The sequence below is a fragment of the Dyella silvatica genome (assembly GCF_026283955.1).
Lineage (GTDB): Bacteria > Pseudomonadota > Gammaproteobacteria > Xanthomonadales > Rhodanobacteraceae > Dyella_C > Dyella_C silvatica.
In genome coordinates this window covers 51196-63885 of sequence record NZ_JAPDPE010000002.1, presented here as the reverse complement: position 1 = coordinate 63885, position 12690 = coordinate 51196, and the positions used below count along the sequence as shown (strand labels likewise).

Here is a 12690-nt window from a genome sequence, read left to right as displayed (position 1 = left end):
GTTGCGGCGTATCGTTAAAGCTGGAAGGCGCTGCTTGATTCTTGCGTGCACGCTAACCCAGTGCGCGGCAGGCGCCAAGCTGAGATGGGGATTTTTCGTCGAGTTATTTCGGCCTGCGGCCGGTCCAAAGCAGGGCGGCGGCCAGCGACGCCGCTTTCCATGGAGGCGGTGGCAAGGGCAGGCAGAATTAGTTACTGGTGAGCGATTTCAGCTCGTCGGCCTGATGCTCGCGGGTCAGGGTGTCGATCAATTCGTCCAGCTCGCCCTGCAACACCTCGGGCAGGCGATACAGGGTGAGATTGATGCGGTGATCGGTGATCCGGCCCTGGGGGAAATTGTAGGTACGGATGCGCTGGCTGCGATCGCCGGAGCCGACTTGCAGGCGGCGTGATTCGGCTTGCACCGCCGCTTGCTTGCTGCGCTCGGTATCCAGCAATCGGGCTTTCAGCAGGCTCATCGCGCGGGCGCGATTTTTGTGCTGGCTGCGTTCGTCCTGGCATTCCACTACCACGCCGGTGGGCAGGTGGGTAATACGGATGGCGGAGTCGGTCTTGTTGACGTGCTGACCGCCGGCGCCGGAGGCGCGAAAGGTATCGACCTTGAGGTCGGCATCGCGTAATTCGATATCGTCGATTTCGTCGAGCTCGGGCAGGATCGCTACGGTAGCCGCCGACGTATGGATGCGCCCCTGTGACTCGGTTTCTGGTACGCGCTGCACGCGGTGCGTGCCCGATTCGAACTTGAGCTTGGAATAGGCGCCCTTGCCTTCGATGCGGGCGACGATTTCTTTATAGCCGCCATGCTCGCCGTGATTCTCGCTGAGTACCTCGATATGCCAGCGCCGTCGCTCGGCGTAGCGCGCATACATACGAAAGAGATCGCCGGCAAAAATCGCCGCCTCGTCTCCGCCGGTACCCGCGCGCACTTCGAGGAACAGATTGGCCTCGTCGCGGGGATCTTTGGGCAGCAATAAAATCTGCAGCTCATTGTCGAGCTCAAGCAGGTGCGTCTCGAGTCGGGCAATGTCGTCTGCGGCCATCTCACGCAGTTCGGGGTCGTCGAGCATGCCGCGCGCATCGACCAGCTCGCGTTCGGCGAGATCGTGCTGGCGCAGCGAGCTGGCAACAGGTTCCAGCTGGGCGTATTCGCGCGACAGTTCGCGAAAACGGGTGTTGTCGGCAAGTACGTCAGGTTGGGCCAGTAACAGGCCGATTTCTTCGTGACGCTCGGCGAGGTTTTCGAGCTTGCGGCGGATCGATGGGGTCATGGTAGCGATAGCAGAGGCGGCGAGGGCGCGGCAACCGAGGTTGTCGCGGATGGCGTCGGGAGGCGGCAGCAAGCCGCCCTCGCTAGTCGTTGCCCGTCCCTTGCTCGTCGTCGCTGCGGCCGTAGAGGCGGTCAGCCGCGTGCAGTAGTTCCATGTCGCCGTTGAGCGCCGCTTCGCGCAGGCGGGCGCTGGGGTGGTGCAGCAATTTGTTGGTCAGTGTGTTGGCCAGGAAGGCCAAGGCCTCATCGGCTGGCTTGCCACGCGCCAGCATGGCCTGTGCCTTGGCCAGTACTTCATCGCGATAGGCTTCAGCGTGCTGACGCATATCCAGCGCCGGGTTTTTCAGTGTCAGCGCACGCCGCCAGGCCATATAGCGCTCGACCTGCAAGTCGATGATGGCATCGGCCTCGCGGGCAGCGGCTTCGCGTGAGCGGCGGTTGTCATCGATGACTTGCTTGAGATCGTCGATGCCGTAGAGAAACACGTCGTCCAGTTCGCCGACACTGGCTTCGATATCCCGAGGGACGGCGATATCCACCATAAAGACCGGTTTGCGGCGGCGGGCGGTAATCGCTTTTTCAACCATGGTGCGAGTTACCACCGGGGTGCGGGAGGCGGTGGAGGAAATGACGATATCGGCCTCGGCCAAGTGTTGCGGCAGATCGTGCAGGGCAATCGCATAGCCGCCATGGCTGCTGGCCAGCTCCTGGGCGTTTTCCAGCGTACGGTTGGCGACGATCAGCCGGCGTACCTGCTTGTCGGCCAGATGCCGCGCCGCCAGTTCAATCGTATCGCCGGCGCCAATGAGCAAAACGCAGGCCTGGCGCAAATCGGCGAACACCTGCTCAGCCAGCCGTACGGCGGTAAAGGCCACCGAGACCGTATGTGCGCCGATGCGCGTATCGGTGCGCACCCGCTTGGCCACGGCAAAGGTGTGTTGCAGCAGGCGATCCATCGGCGCGCGCAGGGTCTGCGCTACGCGGGCCTGCTGGTAGGCGTCCTTTACCTGGCCGAGAATTTGCGGTTCACCCAGCACCATGGAGTCCAGGCCGGTGGCGACGCGGAACATATGTCGCACGGCGGCATCTTCGTCGTGCCGGTAAAGGAACTCACCGAGCTTGCCCGGGGTCAGCCGATGGTGACGACTCAACCACGCTTGCGGCACGTCCTCGGCGCCTGCTTTCACGCACACGTAAAGTTCGGTGCGGTTACAGGTAGACAGGATCAGTGCTTCTTCCACGCCAGGTTCGACGCTCAGCTCATGCAACGCCGTACTTGCGGCGTCCGCGTCGAACGCCACCTGCTCGCGCAAAGTAACCGGCGCGGTAAGGTGGTTGAGCCCAAGGGCGATCAGCGGCATGGCGTCAGGTGACTCAAGACAAGGGGCATCCGGCGGCGTAGGCGACGGCGTAGACTAAGTGAACAACGCGCCGGGTTGAGTATCGGCGGTGCTACCGAAATAAACCGATTAATGGAGACTAGTGTGCTGAGCAGGTCGGCCAAGTTCAAGCAACTGCGGCATTTTGCGGGATATGTGTCCATTCTGTTGGCCTTGGCGGGGTGTGCTGCAACGCCGGGTCGGCCGTCCGGGCAAGCCGCGTCGGCGCAGCCGCTAAATCATCTGACGGTGGCGACACCTGACGCGGATCACGATCTGCTGGCTCAGCTGATGGCCGGCGAGATGGCGTTGACACGCACTGATCTCAAGGCCGCTTCCGACGCGTATGGTAAGGCGATGCTGCTTTCCAGCGACCCTCGTGTGGCCGAGCAGGCCGCCGGCATGGCTACGGCCGTGCATGACCATGCCGCCGCCGAGCAGGCGATTGCCCGCTGGCAGGCCTTGGGCGCCAAACCGGCTGGGCTGGCCCAGGCACGTGCGCAGCTGGCACTGGATCAGGGCAATACCGATGAGGCGCAGCGTCAGCTGGACCTGTTGCTGCGCAGCGGCGATCCGGATGCCTGGCGCCAGTTCGGCCGGGTAGTGATCGGCGGGCGCGATCCGGCGCAGGCGGCACGCTTGCTGGAGGCATTGGCGACCCCGCAGCGCCTTCCGGCCGATGCACAAGCCTGGCTAGCGATGAGCGAGCTGGGCGAGCGGCTCGGGCGGCATGCCTATGCACAGCAAATTGCCGATGTGGCGGCGAAGCGTTTCAACAGCGCCGAGACCTACGCCTGGGCAGCGCAGATGAAGTTCAAGAGCGGCGACCGGGCAGGTGCCCAGGCACTGTTCCAGAAGGCGCTGGCGAAGGCGCCGAAAAACACCCGTCTACGAATGGCCTACGCCACGCTGCTGGGTCAGTCCGGCGACTATGCCGGCGCGTCCAGGCTGCTCGACAGCGGCCCGCAAGACACGGACACCTATACCTTGCGGGCCGCGCTGGCGGCACGGGCCAATGACACCAAGTCGCTGACCCGACTGTACGGCCAATTGCAGCGTTCGCCGGAAAGCGTGCGTGCGAGCAGCACCTATTTGCTGGGTCAGCTGGCCGAAATGCAAGGCCGTAAAGATGAGGCCCTGACTTGGTACGGCCAGGTGCCTGATGGCGACGATCACGCCTTCGACGCCGATTTGCGCAGCGCTGTGCTGATGCATGAGCTGGGCAAGCCGGCGCAGGCGCACGAAGAGCTGGCCCAGATGCAGGTGGATTATCTGGATCAGCCAACCCAGTTGCAGCGCGTGTATGCGATTGACGCCGAGCTCTATATGCGTGAGCAGCAGTACGGTAAGGCCGAGGCGGTTTACAGCCGCGCACTGCAGGTTTCACCTGACGACCCGGAGCTGTTGTACGGCCGCGGTTTGGCCTATGCCGAGGCCGGTGCGATCGATCAGGCGGTGAACGATTTGCGCCACTTGCTGCAACTCAAGCCCGACGATATGGATGCCAGCAACGCCTTGGGCTATACGCTGGCTGATGCCAATCGTGACCTGGCCGAAGCGGAAAAACTGATTCAGGCAGCACGCGTGACCAAGCCCGACGATCCGGCGATCGCCGATTCCTGGGGCTGGTTGCAGTACCGGCTGGGTCATCTCGATCAAGCCGAGCAGGCGCTGCGTGGTGCCTGGAACGCTCGCAAGGACGCCGACGTCGGCGTGCATCTGGGTGAGGTGTTGTGGAAGCAGGGGCGCCAGCAGGATGCCAGCCGCATTTTTGACGAGGTGCGCCGGCTCGATCCGCAAAGCACCCGTTTGCACGACACTTTGAAGCGCCTTAATCCATGAAGATCTTTCCACGTTTACTCGCAGCCGCATCTTTGCTGCTGCTGGCGGCCTGCGTGCCGCGCACGGCGGTACGTCTCCAGGGGGATGCGGGTCTGCTCGGCGAACAGCAGGCACGTGAACGGCTACTTGCCGGCGTCGATCATTGGACCCTGCAAGGCCGGCTTGGCGTTTCCGATGGCAAGAACAGCGGTAGCGGCGACCTGACCTGGACTCAAGACGGTGATCGCTACGAATTCGTTGTGCGTGCCCCCGTCACCGGCAAGAGCTTTCGCCTGAGCGGCGGGGCGCAAGGCGCTTTGCTCGAGGGTATGGATGGCGGCCCATTGCATGGTGATGACGCCGAGTCGTTGATGCACAAGGCCCTGGGCTGGGAGGTGCCGCTGCGTGAGCTGCGTGCATGGGTGCTCGGTTTGCGTGCGGATGCGGGCCCGGCGGAGCTGAGTTTTGGTAATGATCGCCTGCCGTCGCTGCTGCAACAGGATGGCTGGAGCGTCGACTATCGCGAATGGGATGCGACGCGTCAGCCGCCCTTGCCGAAGAAGGTCTACGCGCAAAAGCCCCCCTATAAGGTGCGCCTGTCGGTGGAGAGCTGGCAGATGGGTAAAGGCGGCGAACAGGGCGTAGGGAACGGGGAGCATTGAGTCTGGTGTGATCTGCTGGCGTTCGCTACCCGGTGCTTCGCTTCTGAATTTGCTGAGGGTGATGTCTTGCATATTGCGGCCTCGCCGCTAATGTTCCCCGTTCCCCGTTCCCCGTTCCCCGTTCCCCGTTCCCCGTTCCCCGTTCCCCGTTCCCTTGCCTATGACCTTCCGTATCGAACGCGCCACCGTCGCCCAGATAGGTACCTTGTGTGCCATCGAGCGCTGTGCGGTGGAGCTTTTTCGTGGTCACGAGGCCTGGCCATCGTATGTCGCGGTGGAATTGCCGCCGGATGTGTTGCGCGACGCGGTGACGCGGGGGCTGGTCTGGGTGGCGCTAAGCGCTGAGGGCGAGCCAGTCGGTTTTGTCTGCCTGGATGCCGAGGCACGGGATACGAGTATCGGTATTGCCGAGATCGATGTGCTGCCGACCTGGGGGCGGCGTGGCATTGGCGCCGCCTTGCTCGAGCATGCTTGTGAATGGGCTCGCGCGGCGGGTTATACCCAGGTGGATCTGGGGACCTTGGCCGATGTGCCCTGGAATGCCCCGTTCTACGCCAAGCATGGCTTTGTCGAGGTGGATAAACAGGCGCCAGAGTTTGCTTTTGCGTTAGAGCGCGATCGCGAGAACGGCTTTCCCGACCACTTGCGCGTGTTCATGAGCCGCAAGCTGCAGCCTATTGCTGCGGATGATTGGAGTGTCTGGCCGGCGCCAGCCAAGCTGAATCTGTTCTTGCGCATTGTCGGTCGTCGTGAGGACGGTTATCACGAGTTGCAAACCATGTTCCGCCTGCTCGATTGGGGCGACGAATTAAGGCTGCGCCCACGCAGCGACGGTCAGGTGCAGCGTTTGACTGAGGTGCCGGGGGTGCCCGCTGAAACCGATTTGGTGGTGCGCGCGGCACGCCTTTTACAGCCTTTTGCGGGGTCGGACGCTGGCGTCGATATCGAGCTGGACAAGCGCATCCCTATGGGTGGCGGTCTGGGCGGCGGCAGCTCGGATGCGGCGACGGTGCTGGTTGGGTTAAATCATCTATGGGGCTGTGGCCTGGATCAGGCGGCGCTGGCCGAGCTGGGGCGCCAACTGGGTGCCGATGTGCCGGTTTTCGTACGTGGACGTTCGGCCTGGGCCGAGGGTGTCGGCGAGCAGCTCACGCCGGTATCACTGCCGTTTCGCTGGTATGTCGTGCTTGACCCGCACGAACATGTGCCGACCGCGGCACTTTTTCAAGCAGCCGAATTGACACGAAATGCCGCACGGGCGACAATTTCGTCCTTTACTTCAGGCGAAACATCCGAGAACGCCTTCGAGCCAGTGGTCCGCACGCGACATCCGCGAGTAGCCACCGCGCTGGATTGGCTCGGCAGCTACGGTCGAGCAAGGCTTTCTGGTAGTGGCGCATGCGTTTTCCTGGAAACCGTATCGCGGGATGCCGCTGAAGTGATTGCCGAGGCATGTCCGGCAGCATTTACGGCCCAGGTGGCTGCGGGTGTAAATGTTTCGCCGTTGTACCAGGCACTGGCGCGTCACCGCGCTGGCGCCGGATAGGCGCGAATTTGGGTCGTGCGGTAGACGCGAAATGCTTTACCGGTAATGCGCATCGTGCGCTTGCCGAAGACGTCGCCCACCGCTTGGGCGTGCCGCTCGGCAAAGCGTTGGTCGGTCGCTTTAGCGACGGCGAGACGCAGATCGAGATTGAGGAAAACGTCCGCCGGCAGGAAGTGTTCGTGTTGCAGCCTACCGGTGCACCGAGCGCGGAAAACCTGTTTGAGCTATTGGCCCTGGTCGATGCGCTCAAGCGCGCATCCGCCGCCAGTGTTACCGCGGTCATGCCTTATTTCGGCTATGCCCGGCAGGATCGCCGCCCGCGCTCGGCGCGTGTGCCGATTACCGCCAAGATGGTGGCGAAGATGATCGGTACGTCCGGCGTCGACCGGGTGCTGACGGTCGATCTTCATGCCGATCAGATTCAAGGTTTCTTTGATATTCCGGTGGACAACGTCTATGCCTCGCCGCTGTTGCTGGCGGACATCTGGCGTAACCACAGCATGGACAACCTGATCGTGGTCAGCCCGGACGTGGGTGGCGTGGTTCGCGCCCGTGCCTTGGCCAAGCGATTGGACGATGCCGATCTGGCGATCATCGACAAGCGTCGGCCGCGCGCCAACGTGGCGACGGTGATGAACATCATCGGCGATGTCGACGGCAAGACCTGCGTGCTGGTCGATGACATTGTGGATACCGCCGGCACCCTGTGTGCTGCGGCTGCGGCTCTGAAAGAGCGCGGCGCGCGCAAAGTGGTTGCCTACTGTGTGCATCCGGTGTTGTCGGGTGCGGCCATCAGCAATATCGAAGGCTCGCAGCTTGACCAGATGATTGTCACCAATACCTTGCCGCTGCGCGCCGAAGCGCTGGCATGTCCGAAAATCCGTCAGCTCTCGGTCGCCGAGCTGCTGGCGGAAACGATTCGCCGCAGTGCATTTGGTGAGTCGGTCAGTTCGCTGTACATCGATTAACCACGAGGCTGGATTTTTCAGGTTCTGGGTCGAGGCTGACCGTTTCCTGATCCTCGTTTTTTTGTGAATTCGACTTCTCTGGTCGCGGGGAAGTCACCCAAGCCGCTGTGAGGCGGCGTAATACAACCTAAGGCATTCCAATGGCCAAGACTCATGAAATTCTGGCGCAGAGCCGCAAAGACGAGGGGAAAGGTGCGAGCCGCCGCCTACGTCACGCCGCTTTTGTTCCAGCTGTTGTTTACGGTGCGGGCCAACCCCCGCAAAGCATCCAGATCGAGCACAACACCATCCTGCTCGCCGCCAAGCACGAGTGGTTCTTCTCGTCCGTGCTCGACCTGAACGTCGACGGCAAAGTGCAGAAGGTGCTGGTGCGTGACTGGCAGAAGCACCCGTACAAGCTGCAGATGCTGCACATGGATTTCCTGCGCATCAACGAGAACGAAGCCGTGCGCATCAATGTGCCGGTTCACTTCCACAATCAGGAGCTGTCGTCGGCCGGTAAGACCGCTGGCGTGGTGATCTCGCACAACCTGACTGAAATCGAAGTGTCGTGCTTGCCGAAGTACTTGCCGGAGTTCCTGGAACTGGACCTGAGCGACCTGAAGGAAGGCGACATCATCCATCTGTCGCAGCTCAAGTTGCCAGAGCATGTCGAGATTCCGGCCCTGGCTCTGGGCGCGGATCACGATATCGCTGTGGTCACCGCGTATGCGGTGAAGGAAGAGGTCGAGGCTGCTCCGGCTGAAGCCGCTGCCGCCACCCCGGCGGCTCCAGCTGCCAAGGCGGCCGCCAAGCCGGCTGCGAAAGACGCCAAGAAGTAAGGCCTGGCGGCTCGCTCCTTCGGAGTGGGCCGCTAGCTTGCCATGGCGGGTCTTCGTCTTATTGTCGGGCTGGGTAACCCCGGTACCGAATATCTCCGAACCCGGCACAATGCCGGGTTCTGGTTTGTTGATGCTCTTGCCATGGGGCAGGGCGAGCGCTTCGGTTTCGACGGCAAACTGCACGGCGAAACATGCAAGCTGCGCATCGGCGGCGAGCCGGTGTGGTTGCTTAAACCTGCTACTTTCATGAATAAAAGCGGCATCGCCGTGGCTTCGGCGTTGCGCTATTACAAGATCGAACCGGAGCAGTGCCTGGTGGCACACGACGAGCTCGATCTGGATGCCGGTACCGTGCGCCTGAAGTTCGACGGCGGCCATGGTGGGCAAAATGGCCTGCGCGACATCGTGGCGCATCTGGGTCACGCCAAATTTCATCGACTGCGTGTCGGTATCGGCCACCCGGGCCATCGAGATCAAGTCACCCCTTGGGTGCTGGGTCGCCCGTCGGTCAAAGACGAAGAAGCTATCTTCGACGGCATCAATCGCGCGCTCAATGTGCTGCCGTTGGCTGTCGACGGGCAATTCGACAAGGCCATGCAGCAACTTCATACCTCGGGAACCGAGCATGGAGAGCGGGGATCGGGGAAAAAGTCGCCTGGTTAGGCGCGGCCCGGTCCATCATTCGCGGTATCCATTCTCTATTCCCTGTTTTCAGTTTCCCGGAGTTCTCCCATGGGCATCAAATGCGGCATCGTCGGCCTGCCTAACGTCGGCAAGTCCACCCTGTTCAATGCACTGACCAAGGCTGGCATTGCCGCGGCCAATTTCCCGTTCTGCACAATCGAGCCGAATGTGGGCGTGGTGCCGGTGCCGGATCCGCGTCTTGCCGCGCTGGCAGACATCGTCAAGCCGCAGAAGATCCTCCCGACCGCGGTGGAGTTCGTGGATATCGCCGGTCTCGTGGCCGGTGCGTCCAAGGGCGAAGGCCTGGGCAATAAGTTTCTTGCGCATATCCGCGAGGTGGATGCGATCGCCCATGTCGTGCGTTGCTTCGAGCACGGTGACATCGTGCATGTGGCGGGCAAGGTCGATCCGCTCGCCGATATCGACACCATCGATACCGAGTTGGCTTTGGCCGATCTGGAGTCGGTGGATAAGGCGCTGAATCGCGCCGAGCGCGCAGCCAAGGCGAACGACAAAGAGGCATTGGCGAAAAAGCCGGTATTGCAGAAATTGTCTGCTGGCCTCAACGAGGGCAGATCCGCACGAAGCCTGGGCCTGGATGACGAGGAAAAGGCGTTGGTGCGTGATTTGTTCCTGCTCACGCTGAAGCCGTTGATGTACATCGCCAATGTCAAAGAAGACGGTTTCGAGAACAATCCGCATCTTGACGCGTTGCGTCAACGTGCGATCAGCGAAGGTGCCGAAGTGGTGCCGGTGTGTGCCGCCATGGAAGAAGAGATGGCGCTGCTCGAAGATGCTGATCGCGATGAGTTCCTGAAGGACATGGGTCTCGACGAGCCGGGTCTGAATCGGGTGATTCGTGCCGGCTACAAGTTGCTTGGCCTGCAAACCTACTTCACCGCCGGCGTCAAAGAAGTTCGTGCCTGGACGGTGAAGGCGGGTTCCACCGCGCCCCAGGCTGCGGGCGTGATCCACACGGATTTCGAGCGTGGCTTTATCCGTGCTGAAACGATTGGTTACGACGACTTCATCCAGTACAAGGGTGAGTCCGGCGCTGCTGCCGCAGGCCGCTTGCGCAAGGAAGGCAAGGAATACCTGGTGAAAGAGGGCGACGTGCTGCATTTCCTGTTCAACGTCTGAGCTCACTGGGTGTGAGCGTGGCGCAAGGCTGCTGGCTTTGCGCCTGGCCACGCACGAATGCTGGGTGCGTGGCTATCATGCGGTTTGTCACAAAGGGATTTGTATGAACTCAGGCACGGCTCGCCCATCGGGCTTGGGCTATCAAGTGGTCGGCATGGGTTTGCTGGTCTTCATTTCGTTGTTTCCGATCGCCTGGGGCTTTACCCGGCTGCTTGGCAGGTCCTTTTTGCATGGTGCCGTACGCGGCTGATTGCTGGCGTTGCATGTGCGGTGCAGGGTGCATGTGCGCATGGGCTGTCCTGTAATCTTTGCTGTTCAGTGCCTTGCTTGATGGCAGGGCCGTGGCCAAGCTGCGATGGAGAGTATCGATGCCGACACAGGTAGAAAAAGCAGAGCTGTTCCGGACCTATCACGCGCAGCCTGGTGCATTCCTGATACCCAACCCTTGGGATGCCGGTAGCGCGCGACTGCTCTCGTTACTTGGTTTCAAAGCCCTGGCGACAACCAGCGCCGGGTTTGCATTTTCACGAGGGTTGCCCGATTACGGCATCGAGCGGGATGTCTTGCTAGGACATCTCCGTGAGCTTGTCGCGGCCACTGATTTGCCCGTGAGCGCCGACCTGGAAAACGGCTTTGGCGATGATCCCGAAACGGTGGCCGACACCATTCGGCGTGCTGCCGCCACAGGCATTGTCGGTGGTTCTATCGAAGACGCTACACAACGGGAAGATTCGCCGATTTATCCATTGGCGCAGGCTGCTGAGCGTGTTCGCGCCGCCGCTGAGGCGGCGCGCGGGTTGCCGTTTCCATTCACGCTGACGGCGCGCGCGGAAAACTATTTACATGGCCGCCCCGACCTCAGTGACACCATTCGGCGATTGCAGGCTTTTCAGGAGGCCGGAGCCGACGTGCTTTTTGCCCCGGGGTTGAAGAGCAAAGAGGATATCGCCGCGGTCGTGAGCTCCGTGGACCGGCCCGTCAATGTAGTCATGGGGCTGGTGGGGGTCGAGCTTTGTGTCGACGACTTGGCGGCGATGGGTGTCAAACGGATCAGTGTTGGCGGCTCCCTGGCGCGTGCGGCGTTGGGGGCCTTTCTGCGCGCCGCGCCTGAGTTGAGTGAACACGGCACCTTCAACTATGCGGGCGAAGCGATAGGCTCGGCGGACATCAACCGGCTATTCCAGCGTGCCGCTGCGTTGGCGGATGGCCGGCATCCTGGCTAAGCGATAACTTGCGATCGCTGGATTTTGGGATGGCGCGATGAGGCCGCTGAATCTATCTATGCGCTTGGGTCGTCCGACAGATGCGCCTGCGATCGGCGTGTTGCTGCGTCGCGTGATGCGTCGCTGGGTGGTACCCGACCAACCTTCGTCTGCGGTTGCTGTACTGCTGGCAGGTGCGGGCAGTAGGGCGATCCGGCAGGAAGTCTTGCTGGGCCGGCGTTTTCATCTTGCTTACGTGGGTACTGTGCTGGTGGGGGTTGCGGCCATACGCGATGACAGTCATCTATTTCAGCTTCATGTGAGCACCCGCTATCAAGGGCAGGGCATTGCAAGGCTGCTGTGGCAACGTGTCATGCGCGATAGCGTTAAACGTTCGGGGACGCGGCATTTCACCTTGAACTCGGCTCCCATGGCGGTGCCCGTTTATCGTCAGCTGGGTTTCGTCGAGGTTGGGCCGGAGCGAATATCGCCCGCCGGAATTCGCAGCACGCCGATGCGCTTGATCTTGGATGCGCCAAATCGGCGTTCCAAGCCAGGGTGGCAGGCATAATGGCCGCTGCCTATCCCTTTGACGACCGGACCCATCCATGCCCGCTCAGCAGCACGAAGTGACCTTCCGTTTTCTTGCCCAGCCCACTGACGTGAACTTTGGCGGCAAAGTCCATGGCGGCATGGTGATGAAATGGATCGACCAGGCGGGTTATGCCTGTGCGGTGGGCTGGAGTGGGGCGTACTGTGTGACCGCGTCGATCAGCGGCATTCAATTTGTCGCGCCGATCTTGATTGGCGACCTGGTAACTGTGCGTGCGCGCCTGATCTACACCGGGCGCTCCAGCATGCACCTGGCGGTGGATGTGATGGCGCGCGACCTACGTAAGGACGAGCAGCGCCTGGCAACCAGCTGCGTGATGGTGTTTGTGGCGCTCGATAGCCCGGATGGCAAGCCGACGCCGGTGCCAGTTTGGCAGCCACGTGATGAGAATGAGCTACGCATGCAAGAAAAAGCCAAGCGACTCCTGCAGCTTTCCAAGGAAATGGAGCAGTTAGTCGACATCCAGATGGTCACGCATGTTTGATGGTTGGTGATTTCTTGATCACCTTGCAAGAAATTCACCAAGACTAGCGACTTTTCCGCTCTTAGGTGTTGACAGTGCGGGGCTCGATCCAGACAATAGGCGTT

The 12690-nt window shown here is 61.5% G+C and carries 13 protein-coding genes; 11 read left to right on the top strand and 2 right to left on the bottom strand.

Going from position 1 to position 12690, the window contains the following annotated elements; all coding sequences use genetic code 11:
• Positions 1-187 precede the first annotated feature (187 nt).
• Together prfA and hemA are read right to left on the bottom strand one after the other, a co-directional pair.
• Positions 188-1267 (bottom strand): peptide chain release factor 1, encoded by a 1080-nt coding sequence (gene prfA / locus OUZ52_RS00960; RefSeq protein WP_266156461.1) that lies wholly within the window; start codon positions 1265-1267, stop codon positions 188-190.
• 82 nt (positions 1268-1349) lie between these two features.
• On the bottom strand, positions 1350-2627 hold the full coding sequence (gene hemA, locus OUZ52_RS00955) for a glutamyl-tRNA reductase (RefSeq protein WP_266156423.1): 1278 nt from the start codon (positions 2625-2627) through the stop codon (positions 1350-1352).
• A gap of 123 nt (positions 2628-2750) precedes the next feature.
• On the opposite strand from hemA, the gene OUZ52_RS00950 reads away from it, so the two are divergent.
• The 11 genes from OUZ52_RS00950 (at position 2751) to OUZ52_RS00900 (ending at position 12586) form a co-directional block, all read left to right on the top strand.
• Complete coding sequence (locus OUZ52_RS00950; protein ID WP_266156422.1) at positions 2751-4487, top strand: tetratricopeptide repeat protein; 1737 nt, start codon at positions 2751-2753, stop codon at positions 4485-4487.
• On the top strand, positions 4484-5128 hold the full coding sequence (gene lolB / locus OUZ52_RS00945; protein WP_266156421.1) for a lipoprotein insertase outer membrane protein LolB: 645 nt from the start codon (positions 4484-4486) through the stop codon (positions 5126-5128). The genes OUZ52_RS00950 and lolB overlap by 4 nt, the downstream gene beginning before the upstream one ends.
• 160 nt (positions 5129-5288) lie before the next feature.
• Entirely contained in the window at positions 5289-6674 is a 1386-nt protein-coding gene (gene ispE, locus OUZ52_RS00940) for a 4-(cytidine 5'-diphospho)-2-C-methyl-D-erythritol kinase (RefSeq protein ID WP_266156419.1), read from the top strand.
• 8 nt (positions 6675-6682) lie between these two features.
• The gene (locus OUZ52_RS00935; RefSeq protein ID WP_266156418.1) at positions 6683-7642 is read left to right on the top strand and encodes a ribose-phosphate diphosphokinase; all 960 of its coding nucleotides are present in this window, start codon (positions 6683-6685) and stop codon (positions 7640-7642) included.
• A 140-nt stretch (positions 7643-7782) separates the two neighbouring features.
• Entirely contained in the window at positions 7783-8463 is a 681-nt protein-coding gene (locus OUZ52_RS00930; RefSeq protein ID WP_266156417.1) for a 50S ribosomal protein L25/general stress protein Ctc, read from the top strand.
• A 42-nt stretch (positions 8464-8505) separates the two neighbouring features.
• Positions 8506-9126: an aminoacyl-tRNA hydrolase gene (gene pth / locus OUZ52_RS00925; RefSeq protein ID WP_266156416.1), complete on the top strand. Its 621-nt coding sequence runs from the start codon at positions 8506-8508 to the stop codon at positions 9124-9126.
• A 69-nt stretch (positions 9127-9195) separates the two neighbouring features.
• Complete coding sequence (gene ychF / locus OUZ52_RS00920; protein ID WP_266156415.1) at positions 9196-10287, top strand: redox-regulated ATPase YchF; 1092 nt, start codon at positions 9196-9198, stop codon at positions 10285-10287.
• A gap of 103 nt (positions 10288-10390) precedes the next feature.
• On the top strand, positions 10391-10537 hold the full coding sequence (locus tag OUZ52_RS00915) for a hypothetical protein (protein WP_266156414.1): 147 nt from the start codon (positions 10391-10393) through the stop codon (positions 10535-10537).
• A 118-nt stretch (positions 10538-10655) separates the two neighbouring features.
• A complete protein-coding gene (locus tag OUZ52_RS00910) occupies positions 10656-11510 on the top strand; it encodes an isocitrate lyase/PEP mutase family protein (RefSeq protein ID WP_266156413.1) in 855 nt (284 codons plus the stop codon).
• 58 nt (positions 11511-11568) lie between these two features.
• Positions 11569-12060 carry a GNAT family N-acetyltransferase gene (locus OUZ52_RS00905; protein ID WP_266156412.1) on the top strand — a complete coding sequence of 164 codons (492 nt, stop codon included), beginning with the start codon at positions 11569-11571 and terminating at the stop codon, positions 12058-12060.
• 37 nt (positions 12061-12097) lie between these two features.
• Positions 12098-12586 carry an acyl-CoA thioesterase gene (locus tag OUZ52_RS00900; RefSeq protein ID WP_266156411.1) on the top strand — a complete coding sequence of 163 codons (489 nt, stop codon included), beginning with the start codon at positions 12098-12100 and terminating at the stop codon, positions 12584-12586.
• Positions 12587-12690 lie beyond the last annotated feature (104 nt).